Consider the following 23,954-nt stretch of genomic DNA (forward strand, 5'->3'; position numbering starts at 1 on the left):
TTGGCATGATCGTCGGGCTGGGCTCGGACCTCTGCAACATCGAGCGGATCCAGTCGTCGCTCGATCGTTTTGGCGAGCGGTTCATCGATCGCTGTTTCACCTCGATCGAAAAGGCCAAGGCGGCAAAGCGCCCGCATACTAAGGCCGGAACGCTGGCGAAACGGTTCGCGGCGAAGGAGGCGTTCAGCAAGGCGGTGGGGACAGGATTTTCCAGCGGCGTGTTCATGAAGGACATCGGCGTTGCCAATCTCCCCTCCGGCAAGCCGACGCTGATCGTCACCGGCGGAGCGAAGGCCAAGCTTGACGCATTGACGCCCCCGGGCCACGCGATCCACATTCACTTGACGCTCACGGACGATCATCCATGGGCGCAGGCGTTCGTCATTCTCGAGGCCCGCAGGCTCGAAGCACAGGAATAGAATTTTGAGCGATACGCCCGATCTCGTCGCCCCGGCGATCACGCCGGCCAAGGCCGAGCCGAAGAAGACCGACTGGTGGGCCGAGCTCAAGGGCATCTTCTGGCTGGTGCTGGGCGTGCTGGCGGTGTGGAGCTTCGTCGCCAAGCCCTTTTACATTCCCTCCGAATCGATGATGCCGACGCTGATCAAGGGCGATCGGCTGATCGTGACCAAATATCCCTATGGCTGGTCCTACGTCAGCCCCAGCTTCCATGTCTTCCCGTTCATCAAGGGGCGCCTGTTCGGGCGGATGCCCGAGCGCGGCGATATCGTGATCCTGAAGCCGCCGATGGAGAATAGCGACTATATCAAGCGCGTCATCGGGCTGCCCGGTGATGTGATCGAGGTCAATCGCGGCATCCTCTCGATCAATGGCCAGATCGTGCCGCGCGTTGCCAAGGGCATGCTCAAGCTGCCGATCGACGACAATATCCCCTGCGCCTCGCCGTTGGAGAGCGAGCACAAGGTGACCGAAGCCGATGGCAAGAGCTATTGCGAGCTGCCGATCTTCCATGAAACTTTGCCCAACGGCCGCAGCTATGACACGGTCGATTTCGGCTATCAGCCCGGCACCGGCGACGATTACGGGCCTATCACGGTCGGCCCCAATCAGGTGTTCGTGATGGGCGACAATCGCGACGAGAGCGCCGACAGCCGGTATGAGGCGTGGCAGCAGGGCCTGGGCGGACCGATCCCCTGGGAGAATATCGGCGGCCGCGCCGATTTCATCACCTTCTCCTATGATGGCTCGACGCAGCTCTGGAATCCGCTGAGCTGGATCACGGCGCTGCGCCATGGCCGCGCGGGCATCGATCTCCATCCATCGCACCCCACAAAGTGAGGCAGGGCGATCCGACGACCGAAAGCGGGCCGGAACAGCCCGGACCATCGGATAATGCCGATCCGCTGACGGGGCGGGAGCTCAAGAAGGCAGTTGTCTGGGCGGGTGTCGCGGTGGCGGTGGTGCTGCTCTACGCGCTGGCGCAGCCGCTGCTGCTGATCTTCGGCGGCGTGGTGTTCGCGGCGATGCTGGATGGCGGCACACGGCTGCTGGGCAAGATATTGCCGATCCGGCGCGGGTTCCGGCTGGCGATCGTCGCGGTACTGGTGACCTGCTTCATCGTCGGTTTCGTCCTGCTTGCGGGCGCGCAATTCGCGGGGCAGGCGCAGGCGCTGCAGCAGACGATCAGCGGCCAGATCACACGGATCATGGCCTGGCTACACGCCAAGGGCCTGCTGCCCGCGGGCACCGGCGTCGGCGCCATCGGCCAGCAATTGATGGGATCGTTCGGCAAGGTGACGGCGGTGCTGGGATCGGCGCTGGGCGCGCTCTCCAGCCTGGCGATGATCGTCGTGCTCGGCCTGTTCATCGCGATGGAGCCCCGGCTCTACGAGCGCGGCTTCGCCTGGATCCTGCCGATCGAGCATCGCGACAATTTCTACCAGACCAGCGAACGCATGGGCTTCACGCTGCGCCGCCTGATGGCCGGGCGGCTGCTCGGCATGGCGGTGGAGGGCGTGTTCGTCACGATCGCGCTGTTGCTGGTCGGCGTGCCGATGGCGCCGCTGCTCGGCATCCTCACCGGCATTCTCGCCTTCCTGCCCAATATCGGATCGATCGTATCGGGCTGCCTGATCGTGCTGGTCGGCTTTTCGGCGGGGTTCAACACCGGGATCGGCGCGATCATCGTCTATGTCTCGGTGCAGACCTTTGACGGCTACGTCATCGTGCCGACCGTGGCGCGCCGCTCGGTCGATCTGCCGCCCGCGCTGGTGCTGGGCTGCCAGCTATTGCTGGGCGCCTTGCTCGGGATTCTGGGGCTGGCGCTCGCGGACCCGATCGTGGCGATGATCAAGGTGCTGCTGGAGCAGAAGAGCGAGATCAGTGCCGAGGAAGCCAAGGCCGAGGGCTGAACCCCTCTCCCGCAAGCGGGAGAGGGAGGGGCCCGCAAATCACGCGAAGCAAGATTTGTGGGAGGGTGAGGGGCAAGGCGAAGCCTCGCTCAGCACTCAATGCAAGAGAAGAAAGAAGACCCTCACCCAACCCGCTCCCGCTTGCGGGAGAGGGCTAGAAGGTCACTGACCGGTCGGCATTCCCTGGGGCACGCCCTGCGGCATCGCCATGAAATCACGCATGGTGATATCGAACACCAGCACCGAATTGGCCGGGATCGGGCCGACTTCGCGATCGCCATAAGCGAGCTGCGGCGGGATCCAGACGCGATACTTGGAGCCGCGCGGCATCAGCGTCAGCGCCTCGGCGAAGCCGGGGACGACCTGGCCGATCGGCATCGCGACCGGCGCCTTGCTGGCATCGAACGTAGTACCGTTGAGCAACTTGCCGACATATTCGACCTGCGCGACATCGGAGAGCGTCGGCGTCGGGCCGGTGCCCTTCTTGAGCACTTCATATTCGACGCCGGTTGGGGTCGTCTTGACCCCGGCATGCTTGCCGTTCGCGGCCAGGAACTGCTCGGGCGGCATCGCGGTCATCACCGCCTTTTGTGAGGCGGCATAGGACCCGCCGATCCCCGCGACGATCAGCAGGGCGACACCCGCCCACAGCGCAATGATGCCGCTCTTGCCCACCGGGCGGAGCGGGACGGCGGTGATTTGCGACATTCGGGGCTGGTCTTACCGGGCCTGATCGCGCTCGACACGCTTGCGCTCCAGCTTACGGGCGCGGCGGACGGCGGCGGCACGCTCGCGCGCCCGCTTCTCCGACGGCTTCTCGTAATGGCGGCGCAGCTTCATTTCGCGATAAACGCCCTCGCGCTGCAGCTTCTTCTTGAGCGCGCGCAGGGCCTGATCGACATTGTTATCACGAACGATGATCTGCATAAAACTCTTGTCTCCGGCACGGCCGATGCGTCCATCGGCCGGCAATAAAAAGGCTACGCCACAGGCAGACCTGTGTCGGGAAGCGGCGCCCCTACCAGCGGGGCAGCGATTCTACAACCCTGCGGGGCCCGAAAAGCTGCGGCTTTCCATAAGCCGGCCGGCTGGCTAGGCACGGCGCCGTGACCCGCTTCACCGTCAACGGCAATCCCGTCCACTATAAGATGGACCCGGCGACGCCCCTGCTATGGGCGCTGCGCGATGCCTCGAATCTCACCGGCACCAAATATGGTTGCGGGCTGGGGCAGTGCGGCGCCTGCACCGTGCATGTCGATGGCGTTGCCCATCGGTCATGCCAAATCACGATCGGCGCGATCGAGGGAAGCTTCGTCACCACGATCGAAGGCCTGAGCGACGACCGCAGCCATCCCGTGCAACAGGCGTGGGTGGCCGAGCAGGTGCCGCAATGCGGCTATTGCATGTCCGGCATGATCATGGCCGCCGCCGCGCTGCTCGCGCACAAGCCGCGCCCTACCGACGACGAGATCGACGCGGGCATCACCAACCTCTGCCGCTGCGGCACCTACCCGCGCATCCGCCGGGCCATCCAGCGCGCGGCGGAGATGCAGGCGGGCGGCGATGCGATCACCGCCGCACCGCCGCCCGGCATCAAACCGGCCGATGCCGCCGCTGCGGTGCCCGCGCTCAGCCCGCCAAAGCCATCGCGATAAGCTTTCGATTGGCTGACTAACAGCTTCAGCGATCCGTCAGTGCGACTCGGGCAGATGAGCTGCAATGCCGGCGCGTAGGGCCCGGCAAAGTGGAGCCTGGATGCCATGAAGAGTTTCCGTACCGCACTGCTCGCCGCCGCCTTCACGGCCGGCATTCCCGCCCTCGCTTTTGCGCAGGACGTGCCGCAGGATCAGCGCGAGCATCGCGGCGACCGCGGCGATCGCGGCCCCCGTCCCGATGGCGGCCAGCGGCCCGACCGCGGCGCACCCGCCGCACCGCCGGCCCCTCAAGCCCCACCCCCGGCCCCGACCGTGCGCAGCCAGGAGGTGCAGCGCCAGCCCGCGCCGCAGCAAGCTGCTCAGGCCGGCCGCCCTTATGGCCGTTACGCCCCAGGCCAACAGCCGGGCGCCAACCCCGACGTTCGCGGGCAGGCTTATGGTGATCGCCGCGCTTATGACGACCGCCGTGGCAACGACGATCGCCGCGGCCCGCCGCCAGGCGCGGGTGACCGCCCCAACGGCTATGCGCCCGGCTGGAACGGCCGCCCGGGTGATGGACGCCCCGGCGATTATGGCCGGCCCGGCTATGGCCGTCCCGATGGTGGCTATCAGCGATCGCAGGGCAATTGGCGAGGCGCCGATTGGCGGCAGGATCGCCGGTATGACTGGCGCGGCTACCGCGATCAGAACCGCAGCCTGTTTCGCGGGCCCCGCTATGTCGCGCCGCGCGGCTGGGCCTATGGCTATCGCCGCTTCGATATCGGCTTCCGCCTGCCGCCCTTCCTGTTCGGCTCGCAATATTGGATCGCCGATCCCTGGGCCTATCGCCTGCCGCCCGTCGACGGCCCCTATCGCTGGGTCCGCTACTATAACGACGTGCTGCTGATCGATCTGCGCAGCGGCGCGGTGGTCGACGAAATCCCCGACTTCTTCTGGTGAGGAGGCGGGGGCCCGGCGGCCTACCCCCCAGCCGGCCGCCGGGCGCAGCAGTTTACGAGGTGTACGTAGCGTAACGTACCAGGCGGCCCGGGCGAGCAATCGTCCGGGTCGTTTTTGCTTCGAAAACTCTAGCCGAGACGGCCGAAGGGCAGGAGCTTCTTTGCCAGCGCGGACGCGGCTTTGCCATCGCCGGCGCGCAGCGGCACCAGCATCAGTTCGGCATCATGCTTGGCGATACGATCGAGAGCGGTGGGAGTCGGCGCCGCGGCAGCGGCCTGCGCGAGCGCCAGCGATGCGGCCACAGCGTCGCGATCGAGACGGATGCGCATCATCGCCGCCATGCCCTTGAAGAAAGCGCGATTGCCGCCGTAGCTGACCGCCTTGCCGATCCCATCGAGGCCGAGATCCTTGTTGCAACCGAGCACCGTCGTCGCAAGGAAGCCCGCCGCGACGCAATCGAGGTGCCAGCCGCCGATCGCGAGCTGAAATTCGGGATCGCGCGGATTGGAGGCGACCAGGCTTTCGAACATCTTGCGCGAGCTTTTGGCATCGGCGGGCTTCTTGGTGAGCGTCGCGCGATAGCCGATGCTCATCGCATTCTGGAGCAGACCCTCGTGATCATTGGGCCGCGTGGCGAGGATCGCCTGCGATTGATCGACCGCCTGCGTAACCAGCGCCAATGCCTGCCTTTTATCGGTGGCCTGGAACGCGGCTTGGGTCAGCAGGTCGCGGGGCGTTACCGCCTGCACGGGTGACATGATCGCAGCGGCGGCGATCACGCACACCAGAGGCTCGAAACGCATATATTCTCCTTGTTCGGAAGACCAAAGCACCGGGCGGCGGAATCGATCCATTTCGGCGCGTGCCCGGATAGTGCGCGATCGTCCACACTCGGCTATCAGCGGCGGCGATGACCCGTCTTGGCCTTCTCCCGATGCTCGCGCTCCTGGCGCTGAGCGGCTGTATCGGCGGCACGATCGAAGCGCCCAGCCTCGCCCAGCGCGATTATGAAAAGCAGCCGGTGCCGTTGCCCGATGCGGCGAGCGAGCCGGCATCGACGCTCGATCCCGCGCTGGCGGCCAAGCTCAAGGCCCTGCTCGATCAGGCGCTGGCGGCGCATGCGGCTTTCACGGCTGCGCAGGCTAAAACGACCGCAGCGATCGACCGCGCCGCCAACACCGCGCCGGTCAGCGAGACCTGGACCGCGGCCCAGCAGGACTTGAGCGCGCTGGATACCGGCCGCGGGCCGCTGCAGGGAATCGAGGCCGACGTCGATGCGCTCCGCACCGATCCCGCCAATGCAACTCCCGCCAACCGCACTGCGATCGATGCGGCGGCGGCACAGGTGCAGGCGCTGGAGGATCAGGAGACCGCCGCGATCGCGGCTTTGGGGACGAAGCTAAAATCATAAACCCAAACACCGTTCGTGCTGAGCTTGTCGAAGCATCGTTCTATTTATCGTTCGATCAAGAAGAACAGCCCTTCGACAGGCTCAGGGCAAACGGAGAAGGGCGACCTAACCCTCCATCAGCCGCGCCGCATGCAGCGCATGGTAGGTCAGCACACCCGAACAGCCCGCGCGGCGGAATGCCATCAGCGTTTCCAGCACCATCGCATCGCGATCGGCGGCGCCCGCCGCGACCGCCGCCTCGATCATCGCATATTCTCCCGACACGGCATAAGCGAACACCGGCACCTCGAACCGCTCCTTCACGCGGCGGATGATGTCGAGATAGGGCAGGCCGGGCTTGACCATCACCGTGTCCGCGCCCTCGGCGAGGTCCATCGCGACTTCGCGCAGCGCCTCCTCGCTGTTCGCGGGGTCCATCTGATAGCCGCGCTTGTCGCCCTTCAGCAGGCCGCGCGTGCTCACCGCATCGCGGAACGGGCCGTAGAAGGCCGAGGCATATTTGGCGGCGTAAGCCATGATCTGGACGTCGTGGAACCCTTCGCCCTCCAGGCGCGCACGAATCGCGCCGACGCGCCCGTCCATCATGTCCGAGGGTGCGATGATGCTGCTGCCCGCGCGCGCCTGGACCAGCGCCTGTTCGACCAGCACCGCCAGCGTCTCGTCATTGCGCACGCGGCCTTGATCATCGACGATGCCGTCATGGCCGTGCGCGGTGTACGGATCGAGCGCGACATCGGTGAGGATGCCGATCTCCGGCACCGCATCGCGGACCGCCGCAATCGCGCGGCACATCAGATTATCCGGATTGAGCGCCTCTTCGCCGCGTTCCGAGCGCAGATGCGATGGCGTATTGGGGAAGAGCGCGATGCAGGGGATGCCCAGCGCCGCCGCTTCCCTGGCCCGCGCGGCGATGCCATCAACCGACCAGCGCGACACGCCGGGCAGCGCGGCGATCGGCTCCTCGACCCCCTTCCCTTCGGCAATGAACAGGGGCCAGATCAGGTTGGCGGGGGTTATGACATGTTCGGCGACCATCGCCCGGCTCCATGGCGCGGAGCGCGTGCGGCGGAGGCGGAGCGCGGGATAGGATGCGTGGCTCATCCCTGCTCTGTAGCGGTTCGATCGCCTGCGGTGAACCGCCCGATGAGGAAGGCGGCGAGGGCTTGATTGCGGCGCAGCATTAACGCATCGTCAGCCATGTTCCGGGATACCCGGGCGTTCACTAGGCAACCGACGATCCGGGGGGATCCTATGCTTCAGTTCGCCGCGCTCTTCTATGGTATGATGGCCAGCTTCGTCCTTTCCAGCGCCACGCGCAACAAGAGGGAGGCGGTCGCTAATCCGCCGATCCTCACCATCTTCGCCTGGGGGCTGCTGTCGTTCTCGGCGGCGACGGCGGTGCTGTTGCTGGGTTATATCGGGATGAAAGCGGCGGGCATCGCCTGACGCCCCTGCCGGTGCGCCTGCTGCTGTTCGGGCCCGGCTATACCGGCACGCGAATCGCCGCCGCCTTCGCGACCGATGGCGCCGCGGTCACCACGATCGGGCGCAATGAGGATGCCAGCGCGCTGATCGGCGCGGCGACACACATCCTCTCCACCGTTCCGCCCGGCGAGGCGGGCGATCCGATTCTCAATCTTTACGGCCCTGCACTGGCAGAGGCTTCGGCGTGGAAAGGCTATCTTTCCTCCACCGGCGTCTATGGCGATTGCGGCGGCGCCTGGGTAGACGAAAGCGCGCCTGTTCAGGGCCGACGGTCCCCGCGCAACGCGGCGGACGCGGCGTGGAACGCGATAGGCGCCTGCGTCTTCCGCCTGCCGGGTATCTATGGCCCCGGCCGATCGATCCTCGACCGGATCGCGGCAGGCGCGGCGCACCGCATCGATCTCCCTGGCCAGGTGTTCAGCCGTATTCACGTCGAGGATATCGTCAGCGCGGTGCAGCTGGCAGCGCGTGCCGGATCCCATGCGACCTTCAACCTCGGCGACGATGCGCCCGCGCCGCAGAATGCGCTGGTGGAACTTGGCTGCGCGCTGCTCGGCAGGCCGCTACCGCCGCTGCAGGGCCTGCAAGAGGCCGCGCTTTCTCCCGCAGCACGGGCTTTCTATGCCGAGAACCGCCGCATCGCCAACGTCAAAGCCAAGCGGCTGCTCGGCTGGCGGCCGCGCTATCCCGATTATCGCGCGGGGCTGCGCGCCCTCATCGCCACCACCAGCCCGGCGATCACCAGCACCCCTCCCAACACGGCCTCTACCGACCAGCGATAATGTTCAAAGATGGTTGAAAGCACCATCGCCAGCACCGGCGTCAGCACGTTGACATAGCCGCCGCGCGCCGGGCCGATCAGCCGTATCATGTTGAAATAGAGCGTGAACGCTAGCGCCGAAGCCAGCACGCCGAGATATAGGACGCCGCCGAGGTAGATCGGCGTGAGCAGGATGCGCGGCGGCCCGAAGGTGGCATAGGCGACCAGGGCGTTGGCCAGCGCCCCCCATGTCATTCCCCACGCCAGCATCGCCGGCATCGGAATCGCGCGCATCCGCTCGGTCGATTGCATGACGTTGGAAATCGACGCGAACAGCAGCGCCAGCAGCACGAAGCCGACACCCAGCGCGGTCTCGTGCGGCGAGTGCGGCGACGCGCGCAGCTCATGCTCGAACAACAGCCCGATCCCGGCCATCGCCACCGCCGATCCCGCCAGGAAAGGCCGCGACAGAGGCTGACCGAGGAAGAGACGGCCGAGCAGCGCATTGTAGACCAGCAGAAGCGCGAACACGACCGCGACGATCCCGGAGGTAACGTGCGCCTCCGCCCGATAGACGAAATTGAAGTTGAGGCAGAAAATGCAGATGCCCATCACCGTGAGCAGCCCATGCTGGCGCAGGGTGAGCCGCAGGCTGGTACGCGTGAACAGCGCGACGATAAACATCGTGATCGCGGCGGTCAGGAAGCGGTAGCACACCGACCAGCTGACCGGCACCTCACCGAGCTGGCCCCTGATGACCAGCCAGGTCGATCCCCACAGCAAGGTGACGATCGCGAACGGAAGCGCGACGCGGCCTTTCGCCGCATCGCTGAGCGGGGGGACGAAGCTCACAAGGCGGTGATGGCGGCGGCGAGCGCCGCCACCTCATCCTCCGGGCTCGCCCAATGCGTGACGAGGCGGATCTCGCCATCGGCCCAATCGTAGAAATCGAAGCCCCGCGCGCGTAGCGCGGCGGCCTCGGCGGGCGTCGAGCGCAGGAACAGTTCATTGGCCTGCACGGGGTGGAGCAGCCGGTCGCCCGCCGCTTCCGCCAATGTCGCGGCGCGCGCATTGGCGGCGCGGGCGGTGTCCAGCCAGAGATCGCCGTCCAGCATCGCGTGGAGTTGCGCGGCCAGATAGCGGCCCTTGGAGAGCAGGTGCCCGGCTCGCTTGCGGCGGCGTTTGGTGTCCTCGGCCAGCGCGAGATCGAAAAAGATCAGCGCCTCGGCCGACAGGCCGCCATTCTTGACGAAGCCGAAGCTGAGCACATCGACGTGCGGCACCAATTCGGCGGGTGTGCAGCCGAGGTGGACGATCGCGTTAGCGAAGCGCGCGCCATCCATATGAAAGCCCCAGCCCCGCGCCTTGGCGAGCGCGCCCAGCGCCGCGACCTCGGCGGGCGTGTAGACGCAGCCATATTCGGTGGCGTTGGTGATCGAGAGCGCGCGCGGCTGGACGCGGTGAACATCATTGGCAATCGCATCGGCCACCGCCGCTACGCTCTCCGGCGTCAGCTTCGCGCCCGCACCCTCGGCAGGCATCAACTTGGCGCCGTGGGTGTAAAATTCGGGCGCGCCGCATTCGTCGTTCTGGATATGCGCGTCGCGGTGGCAGATCACGCCGCCAAAGGGCGGGCACAGCGCCGCCAGCGCCAGCGCATTTGCCGCCGTGCCCGTCGGCACCCACAACGCCGCAACCTCGCGCCCGAACAGAGCGGATAATCGCGCGTCGAGGCCCTTGCTCAGCGCATCGCCGTCATAAGCGGTATCGACCACATCCGCCTTGGCCATCGCGGCGAAAACCGCGGGGTGAACGGGGGCGGCGTTATCGGAAAAGAAGCGCATATCCGCCGATTGTCGGTCGCCATGCCCCAAGTCAACCAGAGCGGCGGCGCCATCGGTGCGGCCAGCGATCCGCCGCTGGCGCCTGCCGCTGCACCCAGGGGTGCCGATCGTCCCCGTTGACGGTCTCGATGCGGTGTCGGCCCAGCCAAATCGCCATCCCGCCCGTCTGCCCGAGCGAGGCGGTATCGAGCTTGAGCCAGCGCGGCTTGCAGCTCCACGGCAGGCGGCGGTCGCTGACCGCGACATCGGCCCAGCCGCAGGCCTCGAGCAGGGCGTCGCGATCGGTGCGGTAGGAGCTGCGCGTCGCGAGCAAATGCTTGTCGCCGAGCGCCGCGACGCAGGAATCGTCACTGCACCGCGCGGTGGGCAGCGCATCGAGATCGAGCGCGGTGCCCTGCACGCCCGCGCCCCAGCCCAGGAAATCGCGGACATAATCGCCGGCGCGCGGGCGAAGCAGATAAAGCGTGCCGCCATCGCGCACCGCGACATGCTTGCCATCGCCTGTAACGAGCAGATCGGGCGCGGGAGTCGCAAGCGCCCAGATCGTGCCGACCGCGAGCGGCAGGAAGCCCAGCCGCCGCCAGCGCGTCCGCCACAAAGCGAGCCAGAGCCCGCCCGCCGTCATCAGCAGGAAAGCGCCGAGCGGCATCGAGGGCAAGGCCCGCACCGCGCCGGGCAAAGTCGCAGTGACATGCGCGATCCACAGCAGGAAACGGACGGAGAGCCCCGCAGCCCACCAGATCGGGCCGCCCAAGCCGATCACGTCGAACAGCAAGGCTAGCGCCTCGGCGGGCATGATGACGAAGGTGGAAAGCGGGATCGCTATGATATTGGCGAACGCGCCGTACAGGCCCTCACGGTGGAAATGGTAGAGCGCGATCGGTGCCAGCGCCGCCTCGACCAGCAGGCCGGTGCCGAGCAGCGAGAGCAGTTCGCGGACGAGCTTGCGCGGCCAGGCTTCGTCGCGCTTGAGGACCAACGCACGCACGCCGGGATGCTCGTAGAGCGCGACGATCGCGGTGACCGCGGCGAAGCTCAGCTGGAAGCTCGGGCCGATCAAAGCCTCGGGCCGGAACAGCAGCACGATCAGCGCACCGGTTGCCACCAGCCGCAGTGTCATCGCCTCGCGCCCGAGCGCGATGCCGCCCAGCACCAGCAGCGAGGCGACGCACGAACGCACCGTCGGCACCTCCGCCCCCGAGAGCAAGGTGTAGGCGATGCCCGCCAGAGCGCCCGCCCCCGCCGAGATCAGCGTGAGCGGTGCGTGCAGCGCGAGCCTCTGGCTTAGCGCCAGCAGCCGCTGCGTGATCAGCATCGCCGCCGCGATCGCCGCCGCCACATGCAGCCCGCTGATCGAGAGCAGGTGCGCGAGGCCCGAGCGGCGGAAATCGTCCGACGCCTGCAGATCGATCCCACCGACATCGCCGGTGACGAACGCCGCCGCGACGCCGCCCGCATTGCCGGGGATTTCGCTTTCGATATGGCGCGTCAGCACGCCGCGCTTGCCATCCAGCCAGCGCTGAAAGCCGCCACCGGGCGCGGCAGGCGCAGTCACCGCGACCGGACCGAGCGCCTTGCCCGTGGCGCCAATGCCCTGAAACCAGGCGACGCGCGCATAATCATAGGCGCCGGGCACGGCGGCGGTCGGCGGCGGCACCAGCCGCGCCTTGAGCGAGACCTTGGCGCCCGCCGCCAATCCCTTGGGCTCGGCATCCTGATCGAGGCTGACGCGGACTTTGGGCGGCAGGGCCGCCGCCGGATCGGGCGCCAGCGTCAGCCGGATCGATTCGCGCGCGGGCAGGCGCTCGACCAGCAGGATCGTGCCCGTCACCTGGACGACCTGCGCGCGCTGGAGGATCGGTGCGGCAACATGGTTGCTCCGCGCCCAGGCCAAGGCGCAACCCGCGCACGCCGCCAGCGCGAACCAGCCGATCGCCTGCCCCAGCCGCCCGCGCCGCCCGAGCGCGAAGGCCAGCACGCCGATCACGCCGCTCACCCACAGGAAGCGCGCCCAAGCTCCCGCCTCGGGCAATCCGAACCACGCCGCGATGCCCGCGCTCAGTGCCACCGGCAGCCACAAAGGCAGCTGGTCGCGCTCCGCCTCCAGCCAGCGTTCGATCGCGATGCCGATCTTCGGCAGGCGCGGTCGGCCCCAGGCCGTTTGAGGCCAGCGAAACGCTATGCTAGGGGGCGCCACCCTTCGTGCCGGCATCACGGCCACGAGCTTGTGAGAGACCTCGCGTGAGCGCAAGTATCGAAGCCACCGGCCCCGCGGTGGTGACCCGTTTCGCGCCCTCCCCCACGGGCTATCTGCACATCGGCGGCGCGCGCACCGCGCTGTTCAACTGGCTGTTCGCGCGCCACCATGGCGGCCGGTTCCTGCTGCGGATCGAGGATACCGATCGCGCGCGCTCCACCGATGCCGCGATCGCGGCGATCCTCGACGGGATGCGCTGGCTCGGCCTCGATTGGGATGGCGACGAGGTCTATCAATTCGCCCGCGCCGCGCGCCATGCCGAGGTCGCGCAGGCTCTGCTTGACAAAGGCGCCGCCTACCGCTGCTGGATGACGCCTGAGGAGCTCAGCGCGCAGCGCGAAGCCGCCCAGGCCGCCAAGCGCCCCTATAAGGTGCAGAGCCCGTGGCGCGACCGCACCGATGGCCCGCTGGACCAGCCCTTCGTCGTCCGCCTCAAGGCGCCGCTGGCAGGCGAGACCGTGATCGAGGATCGTGTGCAGGGGACGGTAACCGTCCAGAATGCCATCCTGGACGATATGGTGCTGCTGCGGTCTGACGGCACGCCAACCTATATGCTGGCCGTGGTGGTCGACGATCATGACATGGGCGTCACCCATGTCATCCGCGGCGACGATCACCTCAACAACGCCTTCCGCCAGCTCGGCATTATCACCGCGATGGCTTGGCCCGAACCCGTCTATGCGCACATTCCCCTGATCCACGGCGCGGACGGCGCCAAGCTTTCCAAGCGCCACGGCGCGCTCGGCGTCGATGCCTATCGGGATGAGCTCGGCCTGCTGCCTGAGGCCGTCTCCAACTATCTACTGCGCCTCGGCTGGGGGCATGGCGATGAGGAGATCATCAGCCGCGAACGCGCGACCGAGGTGTTCACGCTCGCCGGCGTCGGCCGCTCAGCCAGCCGCTTCGATCTCAAGAAGCTCGAGAATCTCAACGGCCATTATCTGCGCGAGGCGGACGATGCCCGGCTCGCCCTGCTGGTGGCGCAAAAATTGGGCCTTGCCGACTCGGGTGAACAGGCCGGATTGCTGCAACGCGCCATGCCAAGCCTCAAGGTTCGCGCCAAGAATATCAACGAGTTGGCGGATAGCGCGGGCTTCCTTTTCCGCACCCGCCCTATCATCATGGACGAAGCCGCCGGCAAGCTGCTAGAGGGCGATGCGCGCCGCATTCTGGCGCGTGCCCGGGCCGCTCTCGCGGCGGTCAACGACTGGAGCGCGGACGCGCTCGAAGCCGCGGTCCGCCAGGTGGCGGAAGAACAGGGGTTGGGTCTTGGCAAGCTGGCGCAGCCGCTGCGCGCCGCGCTCACCGGACGCACCACCTCACCAGGCATTTTCGATGTGCTGACCCTCCTCGGTCGTGAGGAGAGCCTGGCACGGCTGGGCGATCAGGCCGATCGTTCAGATACGTGATGGAGACAATAATGGGCGGTAAGAGCACGGTCAGCGTCGGCGACAAGAGCTTCGAATATCCGGTGCTTTCGGGTTCCACGGGGCCCGAAGTCATCGATATCCGCAAGCTGTACGCCGATACCGATTGCTTCACCTACGATCCCGGCTTCACCTCCACCGCGAGCTGCGAATCGAAGATCACCTATATCGATGGCGATGCGGGCATCCTGCTTCACCGCGGCTATCCGATCGATCAACTCGCCGAGAAAAGCTCGTTCATGGAGGTTTCCTACCTCCTGCTGAACGGTGAGCTGCCCTCCAAGGCTGAGCTCGACAAGTTCACCTATACCATCAGCCGCCACACGATGGTGCATGAGCAGCTGGCGACCTTCTTCCGCGGTTTCCGCCGCGATGCGCACCCGATGGCGATCATGTGCGGCGTGGTCGGCGCGCTTTCGGCCTTCTACCATGATTCGACCGACATCGCCGATCCCGAACAGCGTCGGATCGCCAGCCACCGCCTGATCGCCAAGATCCCGACGCTGGCGGCGATGGCCTACAAATATTCGGTCGGCCAGCCGTTCGTCTTCCCGAAGAACGATCTCTCCTACGCGGGCAATTTCCTCAACATGACCTTCTCGGTGCCCGCCGAGGATTATGTCGTCGATCCGATCATCGAATCGGCGATGGACAAGATCTTCATCCTCCATGCCGATCACGAGCAGAACGCCTCGACCTCGACCGTCCGCCTCGCGGGATCATCGGGCGCCAATCCTTTCGCCTGCATCGCGGCGGGCATCGCCTGCCTATGGGGCCCGGCGCACGGCGGCGCCAACGAGGCGGCGCTCAACATGCTCCGCGAGATCGGCACGCCCGACAAGATCCCGGAATATATCGCGCGCGCCAAGAACAAGGACGATCCGTTCCGGCTGATGGGCTTCGGCCACCGCGTCTATAAGAATTTCGATCCGCGCGCGAAGGTGCTCTCCAAGGCGGCGACCGAGGTGCTCGACAAGCTCGGGATCAGCGATCCGGTCCTAGATACGGCGCGGGAGCTGGAGCGGATCGCGCTCAGCGATCAATATTTCATCGACAAGAAGCTCTACCCGAATGTCGATTTCTATTCGGGCGTGATCCTCTCGGCGATCGGTTTTCCGACCAGCATGTTCACCGTGCTGTTCGCGCTTGCCCGTACCGTCGGCTGGATCGCGCAGTGGAACGAGATGATCACCGATCCCGCCCAGAAGATCGGCCGCCCGCGCCAGCTCTACACGGGGCCGACGCAGCGCGATTATGTCACGGTGGACCAGCGGTAACGACACCGACAACCCGTTCGTGCTGAGCCTGTCGAAGCACCGTCTTTCTCTTCCTGCATCGGAAAGAAGGACGGCCCTTCGACAGGCTCAGGGCGAACGGATTCCGTTTTTTTAGGCCCGCCCATGCGCCTCACCTCGATCATCGCCATCTTCTTCCTGTTCTGGGCGTTGAGCTTCTTCCTCGTCCTCCCCTTCCGCCTCCAGCGCAGGGATAGCGTGGACGCGGCGGTGCACGGTGAGATGCCGGGCGCACAGGGGCGCTTCAGCTTCGGGCGGACGTGCGGCTGGACGACGATCGTCGCGGCCATCCTGTTCGGGCTCTATTACGGCAATTACGTCTATCAATGGGTGCCGGTGGAAACGTTCGATTTCGTGCCGGCGCACGTGATCGAGGGGAATGGCAGCTAAGGCTTGTTATCCGTCATCCCCGCCTGCGCGGGAATGACGATCACCGCCGCAGCCGCTCGATCGCCTGCGCCAGCGCCACGTAGAGCTTGCCCGCGTCGGACGAGAGCAAGGCCACGCCCATCGCACCGCCCTCCCGCACGCCCAGCACGCGGCGGAGCATCGCCTCGAAATCGTGGATGTAGCGGTTGACCTGCTCGCGGAACTCGCCATCCTCGCCATAGCGCGCTGCCACCGCCTTGGCCTCGGATGCATCGAGCAATTTGACCGCGCGGCGTGTGAAGATGCCGCGATCGCCCTTGAGATAGGCCGCCCAATCGCCGTCGGTTGGCTCGTTGGAAAGCACCTTGGCGACATCGATCGCGGTGGAATTGAGCGCTTCGATCAGCAGGCCGATCTGGCGCGCGAAATTGCCCTCGTCCTGCGCGGTCAGCGCGCTTTGCTGTTCGGTCAGCCGCGCCTCGATCGCCTGCGTCGTTTCGGCGATCGTCATCAATTGGCGGGTGAGCTGTTCGCTACCCGCGCGCGCCGCCTCGATCGCCTTGGCGGTGACCAGGCCGACCTGCGCGATCTCCTCACGCCCGACGCCCGCCAGTGCGCTGCGCATTGCCGACGCGCCAGCCACCGCGAGGGCATCGGCCGATTGCGGAATGACGTCCCCAATCGCCGCACGCGCCTGATCGGCCGCTTCCGCCGCCGCTGCGCGCACCGCGCCCAGCGCATCGGCCAGCCGCCCCGAACTCTCGCCGGCCAGCGCCGCGATATGCCCATCGATCTGCGCCAGCATCGCCTCCAGCGCCGCGACATGGTTGCCGATCGCTTGCGCCGCCTGATCGTGCCGGGCGAGCGAGGCCCCGGCATCGCTGAGGCCGGCATTGGCGCGATCGATATCGGCGGCCAGCTTTTCGGCGCGCGGTTCGGCCTCGGCGATCCCCCGCAGACCCTGTTCGGCATGGAGACGAAGCCGGGCGAGTGCCTGCGGGATCGCCTCATTGAGCTGGCCCGCGCTCGCCTCGATATGGCTACGGAAGGCGCCGGCGCGCTGGACGAGGGTTTCGGCTTGGGTGTTGCCCTGGCCAAGCGTCTGCGCCAGCCGATCGGTGTGATCGGAGAGCGCGGCCAGCGCCTCGGCAAGATCGGCGGTCTGTTCGGCGCCAGCATCGCCGAACGCCGCGAAACGCGCTTCGACCGAGCCGATCGCGGCCTCGAGCTGCTGGAGGAGCGCCCGGCTCTGCTCGCCCTGCGCGGCGAGCTGGCGGCCGAGTTCGCCCAGCCGGAGATCGAGACCGCGCGTGATCGAATCGCCCGCCTGATCGGCGATCGCGCGGCCCTGCGCCGCCATCGAGGACAAGGCCTCGCGCTGCTCCTCGATCGCGCGGCGGACCTGATCCAGCGTGTCGGCAGCGCCATCGAGCGCGCTGTTGCTGGCGCCTTCCAGCTTCCCCGTCGCCTCGGCGATGCGGCGATCGACGAGGCCTGCGCTCACCTCCAGCCGATCGAGTTCGGCGGCGAGGCGGCGCGCGGCCATCGCGCTGCCCTGATCGGCGGCCTGCGCGGCGTGCGCGGCGCGGGTAAGCTGTTCTTCCAGCAGCGCGCTCGACTCCAGCGTCGAGGCGCCGACGCTACGGAGGGATTGGCTCAGCCGATCGGCGCGCTCCTCGGCCTGCGGCAGATCGGCGAGCAGCACGCCGAGATCGGTGCGCGCGGCGGCGGTGGCATCATCGAGGCTGGCGGCGACGCGCGACAGATCGGCGGAGCGCAACGCGAGCAAATCGCTCGCCGTGCCGAGCCGCGCGCCCGCTTCCTCGCCGACGCCGGCCAAGGCCAAAGCATGATCGGAGAGGTTGCTGCGTGCCTGGCCGATACGGCTGTCGAGAGCCCCAAGCAGCGCGACGATGCGCTGCGATTCGGTGCGCAGCTCGGCGGCGGCGCGGGCATAACCGTTGGTGGCGAAGCGCCCGGTGCGGAGCAGCAGCGCGAACACCGCGAGCAGCGCCAGCGGCCCCGATCCCAGCCCGACCCAGGCGGCGATCTTGAGCGGCGGCAGGCCGGCGGCAGGCGCAACGTCGGCGATCGAAAGCGTCAACGCGATGATCCAGCCGAGCGCGATCAGGCCGAGCAGGGCGAGCAGGATGGGCACCGTCCAGTTGCGGCGCGGTGCCTCATAGACCTCTACAGCATAGCTTTCCGGCGCGACCATCGGCTCGGGCGCGGCGTCCTGTACCGTCCCCTGCTCCAGTTCTTCCGGCTCCACCGTGTTCCGTGCCCCTCTGCCCATCGCCGGACTGTATCATCTTGATCGCCGGAAGCGAGTGCTTTGCAGGCGCGCGCGGAGCGCCTTACAGTGGCGCGGTGCGGGATTTGAGATGCTGACAGCTTTGCTTGCCGCCGCCGAGGGCGTGGAGACGCCCGCGCTGCAGCCGGTGGCGGGCGTCACGCTGCTGGAGCATCAGGTGCGCCGGCTGGTGGCGGCGGGCGTCGAGCGCCTCGTGCTGCTGACCGGCGAGTGGCCGGTGACGCTGGCCGCCCCGCTCGGGCGGCTGCGCGCCGATCATATCGCGATCGATGCCGTCCGCACGCTGGCCGACGCTGCCGATCGGCTGGCAGCCTCACCGCGCGTGCTGTTGGTGGCCGAGGGCTGCCTGCCCGATCGCGCCCTGCTCGATCGTCTGGCCGCCGCCGCCGTGCCGACCATCGCCACCTTGCCGGATGCGCCCGAACATCAGGATTGGGAGCGGATCGATGCGCAGGCGCGCTGGGCGGGGGTCGCGCTGATCGACGGTTCGCGCGTGATCGAAGCGGCATCGATGCTCGGCGAATGGGATCCGGTTTCGACCTTGCTCCGCCGCGCGGTTCAAGAAGGCGCGGGCCGGCTGATGCTGGACGCACCGCCACTTCTCGCCATGGACGCGGGCAGCGCGGCAGCCGCCGAGGCGGGAATCATCCGCGGCACGCGCGAGGCGCATGAAGGCTGGGCGGCACGCTGGATCGAGGCGCCGCTGGTCGAGTGGAGCTTGCCGCTGCTGTTCCCGCGATCGATCGAGCCCTTGTGGCCGGGCGCACTGGCGGCGCTGCTGGCGCTGGGGGGCGGATTGGCGGCGGTGGCGGGGCTGCGCTGGGGAATGCTGGTGCCGCTGCTGGCGGCCGCGCTGCTGCGGCTGATCGGACGGCGGCTCTCGGCGGTACAGGCGCGCGCCTTGCCGCACGCGCAGATCATCGCGCGCGCCGGCGATGCCGGGCTGGTGCTGGCGAGCCTGGGTCTGGGGCTCGGCCTGATGCGCGACACAGGACAATGGGGCTGGCTGCTGCTCGGTGCGCTGCTGCCGCTAGAGATGATGCTGACCGCGCTTCAACGCCGCGCCAACGCTTGGGGTGGCGGTGTCGGCGAGCCGGCGTGGCTGGCGCGGGGGGATGAATTGCCCTGGACACTGCTGCCAGTTGCCGTGGTTGGTGGATGGAAAGCCGGGCTGGCGGGGTTGTGCGGTTACGCCGCGGCGACATTGGCGTTTCAGCTCAGGCGCGGCTGGCGGCTGATGCGGTAAATCCTCCCCGGCACGGGGAGGGGGACCATCCGCAGGATGGTGGAGCGGGCTCGCAATCAAGCGCAACGCTTAACGGAGAGCCCCCACTCTCTCATCGCTGCGCGATCCCACCTCCCCGTTCCGGGGAGGATCAGACCCGGATCACCGCGACATCGACGATCGGCTTCTTGCCCGTCCAGTTGGTCGCGCGGCGGCGGACCGCCAGGCGGATTGATTCGCGCAATTTGGTCTCGTCACGCCCGCCTTTTTCAGCCGCTTCGGCAGCGGCATCGCGCGCATCGGCGAGGAAATCCTCGCGATCCTCTTCCACCGGGATACCCTGGATCTGCACTGCGGCCTCGCCCTTGATGCGGCCGTCCTTGCCCAGCGCCACCGTCACCGAGATCACCCCGTTGACGGCAATCTTGCGCCGCTCGTTCATTGTCGCGCCGTCGGCGGGGAGGATGACGTCGCCGTCGAGGATCAGGCGGCCCGCGCGTTCGTTGCCGATCTTCATAGGACCATCGGGCGCAAGACGCAGCAGATCGCCGTTCTGCTGAACGATGCCCTTCGGCACACCCTGCTCCCGCGCGAATCGCTCCTGTTCGGCCATGTGCCGCATCTCGCCATGGACGGGCAGGATGATCTCGGGCCGGATCCATTTGTACATCAGCGCCAATTCGGGACGGCCCGGATGACCCGAAACATGAACGTGCGCCTGACGATCGGTGACCATCAGAATCCCCTTGGTGACCAGCGCATTCTGGATGCGGCCGATCGCCATTTCGTTGCCGGGGATCTGCTTGGACGAGAAGACCACGGTATCGCCGGCGCTCAGCTTGATCTGGTGGCTGTCGAACGCCACCCGCGCCAGCGCCGCGCGCGATTCGCCCTGTCCGCCGGTGGCGACGATCATCACCTCACGCTTCGGCAGCTTCATCGCCGTCTCGAAATCGATCAACGGCGGGAAATCCTGGAGATAGCCGGTCTGCTTGGCGACCTTGATGATGCGATCGAGCGAGCGCCCCGCGACACAGAGCTGCCGCCCGCAATCGCGCGCCACCTGCCCCAGCGTCTGCACGCGCGCCGCATTGGAGGCGAAGGTGGTGACGAGCACGCGGCCCTCCGCCGCCTTGATCACGCCATCGAGACCTTCGCGCACGGCAGCTTCGGAGCCGCTGGCGTGATCGTTGAACACATTGGTCGAATCGCAGACCAGCGCCAGCACGCCTTCATCGCCGATCGCGCTCAGCTCCGCCGCGGTGGAGGGGGTGCCGAGCAGGGGCTCGTCATCAATCTTCCAATCGCCGGTGTGGAAGATGGTGCCGTAAGGCGTGGTGATCTTGAGCGCATTGCCCTCGGGAATCGAGTGGGCGAGCGGCACATAGGTGAAGCCGAACGGCCCGAGATCGAAGCTCGAATCGCGCTCGATCACCTTGAGCTTCACCTGCTTGGTGATGCCCTCTTCCTCCAGCTTGCCGCGGATCAGCCCGGCGGTGAACGGCGTCGCATAGAGCGGCACGCCGAGATCGGCGGCGAGATAGGGGATCGCGCCGATATGATCCTCATGGCCGTGTGTCAGTACGATGCCGATCAGGCTATCGCGATGGCGTTCGATGAAATCGAGATCGGGCAGCACGAGGTCGATCCCCGGATAGCCGGGATCGGCGAAAGTGAGGCCGAGATCGACCATCACCCATTTGCCGTCACAGCCGTAGAGATTGACGTTCATGCCGATCTCGCCCGATCCACCGAGCGCGAGGAAAAGCAGTTCTTTGCCGGGAATGGTCATGGAAAGCCGTATTAGGAGGGATGCGCGCCGCGCGCGCGGATTTCCTCTCCCTGTAGAGCCTCAGCGTGGGCGGGCAAGGGCAGCATTTGCCTAAGTTTTAGGCATGTTGCGCAAAATAGGTGCAAAATATTTGTTGCGGGACTGGCCGGCTAAGGTTAGTCCCTTTTAACCCGGTGCGCGGCAGCCCGGGATACGCTAAGGTCCATAGAGGCCCGCGTCCTCGGGAGAGGATGCCGCCACAGGAAATGTGCCCCGGCGGTCACCCGTCCGGGGCACTTTCTTATCCGCCCCTCGTCGAATAGAGCGCCCGATATGAGCCGCGCCGCGCCCAAGAGCTTTCACGTCAAGTCGTTCGGCTGCCAGATGAACGTCTATGACGGCGCGCGCATGGGCGAATTGCTGGCGAGCGAGGGCATGGCCGAAGCCGATGCCGACAGCGCCGATCTGATCGTGCTCAACACCTGCCACATCCGCGAGAAAGCCGCCGAGAAAATCTATTCGGACATCGGCCGCATCGTGAAACGCGCCGATACCGCCGGGCGCGGCAAGCCGATGATCGCGGTGGCGGGATGCGTCGCGCAGGCCGAGGGCGCGGAGATCTCCAAGCGCGCGAAAGCAGTGGATATCGTCGTCGGCCCGCAGGCCTATCACAATCTGCCGGGTCTGGTGCGCGCGGCGACGGCAGGAGGCCGCGCGCTGGATACCGATATGCCCGCGCTGTCCAAGTTCGAAAGCCTGCCCCGGCGGCGCAAGCAGGGGCCGACCGCCTTTCTCACCGTGCAGGAAGGCTGCGACAAATTCTGCACCTATTGCGTGGTGCCCTACACCCGCGGCGCCGAGATTTCACGGCCATGGCACGCGCTGATCGACGAGGCCAAGGCGCTGATCGACAATGGCGCGGTGGAGATCAGCCTGCTCGGCCAGAACGTCAACGCTTGGGCCGATGGCGGACGCGGCCTGCACGATCTGATCGAGGCGCTAGCGGCGCTGCCCGGCCTCGCGCGCATCCGCTACACCACCAGCCACCCCAACGACATGGCCGACGGCCTGATCGCCGCGCACCGCGACATCGACAAATTGATGCCCTTCCTCCACCTGCCCGTGCAGGCGGGAAGCGACCGCATCCTCAAGGCGATGAATCGCGGTCATGACGTTGCGGGCTATCTCCGCCTTATCGATCGCGTCCGCGCCGCGCGGCCCGATATCGCCGTCTCGGGCGATTATATCGTCGGCTTTCCCGGCGAGAGCGACGCGGATTTCGAGGATACGCTGGCGGTGGTCCGCGCCATCGGCCACGCGCAGGCGTTCAGCTTCAAATACAGCCCCCGCCCCGGCACGCCCGCCGCGACAATGGGCGATCCGGTGGCGCCCGAAGTAGCGGATGAACGGCTGCAGCGGCTCCAGGCCCTGCTCGCCGAACAGCAAATGGCATTCAATCGCGCGACGATCGGCAAACGGTGCGAGGTGCTGATCGAGCGCACGGGCAAGCGGCCGGGTCAAATGCTCGGCAAGTCGCCCTGGCTGCAATCGGTGCTGATCGACGGCGGCGCGATCGGCGATCTGGTGACGGTGGAGATCACGGCCGCCGGACCGCTGAGCATGAACGGCCAGGTGCGCACGCCCGCGTTCGTTTAGAAGGGCTTCGTCAGCGACAGCATGAAGCGCGGCGGCCCGCCGGTTGGAAGCGGAGTCGCCTGACCATGTGCGGTGGCTGTGACGTTGCCGGGTAGGCTGGCCTGCGCAGTGATATGCTGGTCACCATAAGCGCCGGGTATCGATTTGGTGCGATAGCGATCAGAATCGCGGCGCCCGCAAACGGTAATTTCATCGCGCTTGCCCGGTGTGCAACCCGAACCTGAAAACGCCTTGGCTTTGGCAAGATCGAAATCGATTGAAGGCAGAGGCGGTGTTGCGCTGACTTGAAGCCATAATAGCGCGATCGACATCGCCTTCTCCACATCGAAGGGCACCACGCTGAGCGCCGATTGTGCCTTTTGTGGGGCGCTTGACTCTTCATCTGTTCTTTTAGAACATATAAAGAACATGGATGAGCGAGTCGCGTGCCTTGACGGCGGGGAGGAGCCCTGCCTTTTCCCTGCCCTCCCCGGCGGAGTCGCCCTTGCGGCGACCGTTGGGCGTGGCCGGGCTGGATGCCGCGCTGGGCGGCGGGATCGCCCGCGGCCGGGTCCACGAAGTCTATGCGGGAGCGGCGGGCGAGGGGCCGAGCGCGGCGGGCTTCGCGCTGATGCTGGCGCTGAAGGCGGGCGGCGCGCAGGGCCATATCGTCTGGCTGGGCCCGCGCGAGACCCTGCCGCATGGGCCGGGGCTTGCCGAGCTCGGCTTTGCGGTGGAGCATATCTTGTTCGTAAGCGTGACGGGCGAAAAAGCGCTGCTCAAGGCCGCCGCCGATATCGTGCGATCACCCGCGGCGGGGACATTGGTGGTGGATGCCGCGGCGGCCGCCAAGGCGATCGGGCTGACAGAAAGCCGGCGGCTGACGCTCTTCGCCGAACGATCGGGTGTGACCGCGCTGGTGCTGCGCGGGCATGGGGGGCAAGTGCCTTCGTCGGCCGAAACGCGCTGGCTGGTCACCGCCGCGCCCTCGACGCCAATCGAGATGGAAGCGCCTGGCGGCCCCGCCTTTGCGGTGGACCTGGTGCGCCGCCGCGGCGGCCCGCCCTCGCCCGGCTGGCGGCTGGAGTGGGATCGTGAGACCGGAGCCTTCACGCCGCTACCTGGCGCTGTTCCTGCCGACACTGGCGTTCGACAGCTGGCGGGCTAACACAAAAATCCTCCCCGGCACGGGGAG

At 67.0% G+C, this 23,954-nt stretch carries 24 protein-coding genes; 14 read left to right on the plus strand and 10 right to left on the minus strand.

Translation table 11 applies throughout. The features are described from left to right. Nucleotides 1–5: 5 nt before the first annotated feature. From acpS to FHS31_RS11225, 3 genes are read left to right on the plus strand one after another with little or no spacing between them, the layout of a single operon-like run. Nucleotides 6–419 carry a holo-ACP synthase gene (gene acpS, locus FHS31_RS11215; protein WP_167073525.1) on the plus strand — a complete coding sequence of 138 codons (414 nt, stop codon included), beginning with the start codon at nucleotides 6–8 and terminating at the stop codon, nucleotides 417–419. Nucleotides 420–423: 4 nt separating this feature from the next. Then, on the plus strand, nucleotides 424–1,299 hold the full coding sequence (gene lepB, locus FHS31_RS11220; protein WP_167073527.1) for a signal peptidase I: 876 nt from the start codon (nucleotides 424–426) through the stop codon (nucleotides 1,297–1,299). Next, a complete protein-coding gene (locus FHS31_RS11225) occupies nucleotides 1,296–2,372 on the plus strand; it encodes an AI-2E family transporter (protein WP_167073529.1) in 1,077 nt (358 codons plus the stop codon). The genes lepB and FHS31_RS11225 overlap by 4 nt, the downstream gene beginning before the upstream one ends. Nucleotides 2,373–2,534: 162 nt before the next feature. Here the strand turns inward: FHS31_RS11225 and FHS31_RS11230 are convergent, their stop codons facing one another. Further along, nucleotides 2,535–3,080 (minus strand): FKBP-type peptidyl-prolyl cis-trans isomerase, encoded by a 546-nt coding sequence (locus tag FHS31_RS11230; protein ID WP_167073531.1) that lies wholly within the window; start codon nucleotides 3,078–3,080, stop codon nucleotides 2,535–2,537. 12 nt (nucleotides 3,081–3,092) lie between these two features. Further along, nucleotides 3,093–3,299, minus strand: coding sequence for a 30S ribosomal protein S21 (gene rpsU, locus FHS31_RS11235; RefSeq protein ID WP_167073533.1), 207 nt, complete (start codon nucleotides 3,297–3,299; stop codon nucleotides 3,093–3,095). Nucleotides 3,300–3,478: 179 nt separating this feature from the next. Between rpsU and FHS31_RS11240 the strand changes: the two genes are divergently transcribed. Both FHS31_RS11240 and FHS31_RS11245 read left to right on the plus strand, forming a co-directional pair. After that, nucleotides 3,479–4,027 (plus strand): 2Fe-2S iron-sulfur cluster-binding protein, encoded by a 549-nt coding sequence (locus tag FHS31_RS11240; RefSeq protein ID WP_167073535.1) that lies wholly within the window; start codon nucleotides 3,479–3,481, stop codon nucleotides 4,025–4,027. A 105-nt stretch (nucleotides 4,028–4,132) separates the two neighbouring features. Then, on the plus strand, nucleotides 4,133–4,966 hold the full coding sequence (locus tag FHS31_RS11245; protein WP_208408678.1) for an RcnB family protein: 834 nt from the start codon (nucleotides 4,133–4,135) through the stop codon (nucleotides 4,964–4,966). Between the two features lie 128 nt (nucleotides 4,967–5,094). On the opposite strand, the gene FHS31_RS11250 is transcribed toward FHS31_RS11245, so the two are convergent. Beyond that, nucleotides 5,095–5,769, minus strand: coding sequence for a hypothetical protein (locus FHS31_RS11250; RefSeq protein WP_167073537.1), 675 nt, complete (start codon nucleotides 5,767–5,769; stop codon nucleotides 5,095–5,097). Nucleotides 5,770–5,900: 131 nt separating this feature from the next. Here FHS31_RS11250 and FHS31_RS11255 point away from each other — a divergent pair, with 131 nt between their 5' ends. Next, a complete protein-coding gene (locus FHS31_RS11255) occupies nucleotides 5,901–6,377 on the plus strand; it encodes a hypothetical protein (RefSeq protein ID WP_167073539.1) in 477 nt (158 codons plus the stop codon). 105 nt (nucleotides 6,378–6,482) lie between these two features. On the opposite strand, the gene hemB is transcribed toward FHS31_RS11255, so the two are convergent. Then, complete coding sequence (gene hemB, locus FHS31_RS11260) at nucleotides 6,483–7,478, minus strand: porphobilinogen synthase (protein ID WP_167073541.1); 996 nt, start codon at nucleotides 7,476–7,478, stop codon at nucleotides 6,483–6,485. Nucleotides 7,479–7,628: 150 nt separating this feature from the next. Here hemB and FHS31_RS11265 point away from each other — a divergent pair, with 150 nt between their 5' ends. Together FHS31_RS11265 and FHS31_RS11270 are read left to right on the plus strand one after the other, a co-directional pair. Continuing rightward, a complete protein-coding gene (locus tag FHS31_RS11265) occupies nucleotides 7,629–7,823 on the plus strand; it encodes a hypothetical protein (protein ID WP_167073543.1) in 195 nt (64 codons plus the stop codon). Nucleotides 7,824–7,834: 11 nt separating this feature from the next. After that, entirely contained in the window at nucleotides 7,835–8,644 is an 810-nt protein-coding gene (locus FHS31_RS11270) for a Rossmann-fold NAD(P)-binding domain-containing protein (protein ID WP_341786344.1), read from the plus strand. Here FHS31_RS11270 and FHS31_RS11275 read toward each other — a convergent pair. Genes FHS31_RS11275 through FHS31_RS11285 form a run of 3 tightly spaced genes read right to left on the minus strand, consistent with a single transcriptional unit; the run spans nucleotide 8,554 to nucleotide 12,663 of the window. Next, a complete protein-coding gene (locus tag FHS31_RS11275; RefSeq protein ID WP_167073545.1) occupies nucleotides 8,554–9,474 on the minus strand; it encodes an EamA family transporter in 921 nt (306 codons plus the stop codon). The two genes, FHS31_RS11270 and FHS31_RS11275, sit on opposite strands and share 91 nt — an antisense overlap. Further along, nucleotides 9,471–10,466 carry a threonine aldolase family protein gene (locus FHS31_RS11280; protein ID WP_167073547.1) on the minus strand — a complete coding sequence of 332 codons (996 nt, stop codon included), beginning with the start codon at nucleotides 10,464–10,466 and terminating at the stop codon, nucleotides 9,471–9,473. The genes FHS31_RS11275 and FHS31_RS11280 overlap by 4 nt, the downstream gene beginning before the upstream one ends. Before the next feature lie 31 nt (nucleotides 10,467–10,497). Then, nucleotides 10,498–12,663 carry a ComEC/Rec2 family competence protein gene (locus FHS31_RS11285; protein WP_341786345.1) on the minus strand — a complete coding sequence of 722 codons (2,166 nt, stop codon included), beginning with the start codon at nucleotides 12,661–12,663 and terminating at the stop codon, nucleotides 10,498–10,500. Nucleotides 12,664–12,707: 44 nt separating this feature from the next. Between FHS31_RS11285 and gltX the strand changes: the two genes are divergently transcribed. The 3 genes from gltX (at nucleotide 12,708) to FHS31_RS11300 (ending at nucleotide 15,835) form a co-directional block, all read left to right on the plus strand. Continuing rightward, nucleotides 12,708–14,132: a glutamate--tRNA ligase gene (gene gltX, locus FHS31_RS11290; protein ID WP_341786346.1), complete on the plus strand. Its 1,425-nt coding sequence runs from the start codon at nucleotides 12,708–12,710 to the stop codon at nucleotides 14,130–14,132. An 11-nt stretch (nucleotides 14,133–14,143) separates the two neighbouring features. Then, complete coding sequence (locus FHS31_RS11295) at nucleotides 14,144–15,427, plus strand: citrate synthase (RefSeq protein WP_208408679.1); 1,284 nt, start codon at nucleotides 14,144–14,146, stop codon at nucleotides 15,425–15,427. A 123-nt stretch (nucleotides 15,428–15,550) separates the two neighbouring features. Beyond that, nucleotides 15,551–15,835, plus strand: a complete 285-nt coding sequence (locus FHS31_RS11300) for a DUF1467 family protein (RefSeq protein WP_167073549.1) — start codon at nucleotides 15,551–15,553, stop codon at nucleotides 15,833–15,835. 40 nt (nucleotides 15,836–15,875) lie between these two features. Here FHS31_RS11300 and FHS31_RS11305 read toward each other — a convergent pair whose 3' ends face one another. After that, nucleotides 15,876–18,086: a coiled-coil domain-containing protein gene (locus FHS31_RS11305; RefSeq protein WP_167073551.1), complete on the minus strand. Its 2,211-nt coding sequence runs from the start codon at nucleotides 18,084–18,086 to the stop codon at nucleotides 15,876–15,878. A 112-nt stretch (nucleotides 18,087–18,198) separates the two neighbouring features. On the opposite strand from FHS31_RS11305, the gene FHS31_RS11310 reads away from it, so the two are divergent. Then, entirely contained in the window at nucleotides 18,199–19,374 is a 1,176-nt protein-coding gene (locus FHS31_RS11310) for a hypothetical protein (protein ID WP_167073553.1), read from the plus strand. Nucleotides 19,375–19,504: 130 nt separating this feature from the next. Here the strand turns inward: FHS31_RS11310 and FHS31_RS11315 are convergent, their stop codons facing one another. Further along, on the minus strand, nucleotides 19,505–21,145 hold the full coding sequence (locus FHS31_RS11315) for a ribonuclease J (protein ID WP_167073555.1): 1,641 nt from the start codon (nucleotides 21,143–21,145) through the stop codon (nucleotides 19,505–19,507). A gap of 312 nt (nucleotides 21,146–21,457) precedes the next feature. On the opposite strand from FHS31_RS11315, the gene miaB reads away from it, so the two are divergent. Further along, the gene (miaB, locus tag FHS31_RS11320) at nucleotides 21,458–22,780 is read left to right on the plus strand and encodes a tRNA (N6-isopentenyl adenosine(37)-C2)-methylthiotransferase MiaB (RefSeq protein ID WP_167073557.1); all 1,323 of its coding nucleotides are present in this window, start codon (nucleotides 21,458–21,460) and stop codon (nucleotides 22,778–22,780) included. Here miaB and FHS31_RS11325 read toward each other — a convergent pair. Then, entirely contained in the window at nucleotides 22,777–23,091 is a 315-nt protein-coding gene (locus tag FHS31_RS11325; RefSeq protein WP_167073559.1) for a hypothetical protein, read from the minus strand. The genes miaB and FHS31_RS11325 overlap by 4 nt on opposite strands. A 173-nt stretch (nucleotides 23,092–23,264) precedes the next feature. Between FHS31_RS11325 and FHS31_RS16445 the strand changes: the two genes are divergently transcribed. After that, entirely contained in the window at nucleotides 23,265–23,927 is a 663-nt protein-coding gene (locus FHS31_RS16445) for an ImuA family protein (protein WP_243843420.1), read from the plus strand. Nucleotides 23,928–23,954 lie beyond the last annotated feature (27 nt).

The organism is Sphingomonas vulcanisoli (genome assembly GCF_011761305.1).
In the GTDB taxonomy this organism is placed as follows: domain Bacteria; phylum Pseudomonadota; class Alphaproteobacteria; order Sphingomonadales; family Sphingomonadaceae; genus Sphingomonas_I; species Sphingomonas_I vulcanisoli.

Coding starts and splice junctions, on each gene's coding strand:
- acpS (WP_167073525.1), top strand. CDS start 6: ATGATCGTCGGGCTGGGCTCGGACCTCTGCAACATCGAGCGGATCCAG.
- FHS31_RS11230 (WP_167073531.1), bottom strand. CDS start 3,080: ATGTCGCAAATCACCGCCGTCCCGCTCCGCCCGGTGGGCAAGAGCGGC.
- rpsU (WP_167073533.1), bottom strand. CDS start 3,299: ATGCAGATCATCGTTCGTGATAACAATGTCGATCAGGCCCTGCGCGCG.
- FHS31_RS11245 (WP_208408678.1), top strand. CDS start 4,133: ATGAAGAGTTTCCGTACCGCACTGCTCGCCGCCGCCTTCACGGCCGGC.
- FHS31_RS11250 (WP_167073537.1), bottom strand. CDS start 5,769: ATGCGTTTCGAGCCTCTGGTGTGCGTGATCGCCGCCGCTGCGATCATG.
- FHS31_RS11255 (WP_167073539.1), top strand. CDS start 5,901: ATGCTCGCGCTCCTGGCGCTGAGCGGCTGTATCGGCGGCACGATCGAA.
- hemB (WP_167073541.1), bottom strand. CDS start 7,478: ATGAGCCACGCATCCTATCCCGCGCTCCGCCTCCGCCGCACGCGCTCC.
- FHS31_RS11265 (WP_167073543.1), top strand. CDS start 7,629: ATGCTTCAGTTCGCCGCGCTCTTCTATGGTATGATGGCCAGCTTCGTC.
- FHS31_RS11280 (WP_167073547.1), bottom strand. CDS start 10,466: ATGCGCTTCTTTTCCGATAACGCCGCCCCCGTTCACCCCGCGGTTTTC.
- FHS31_RS11295 (WP_208408679.1), top strand. CDS start 14,144: ATGGGCGGTAAGAGCACGGTCAGCGTCGGCGACAAGAGCTTCGAATAT.
- FHS31_RS11300 (WP_167073549.1), top strand. CDS start 15,551: ATGCGCCTCACCTCGATCATCGCCATCTTCTTCCTGTTCTGGGCGTTG.
- FHS31_RS11310 (WP_167073553.1), top strand. CDS start 18,199: ATGCTGACAGCTTTGCTTGCCGCCGCCGAGGGCGTGGAGACGCCCGCG.
- FHS31_RS11315 (WP_167073555.1), bottom strand. CDS start 21,145: ATGACCATTCCCGGCAAAGAACTGCTTTTCCTCGCGCTCGGTGGATCG.
- miaB (WP_167073557.1), top strand. CDS start 21,458: ATGAGCCGCGCCGCGCCCAAGAGCTTTCACGTCAAGTCGTTCGGCTGC.
- FHS31_RS11325 (WP_167073559.1), bottom strand. CDS start 23,091: ATGTCGATCGCGCTATTATGGCTTCAAGTCAGCGCAACACCGCCTCTG.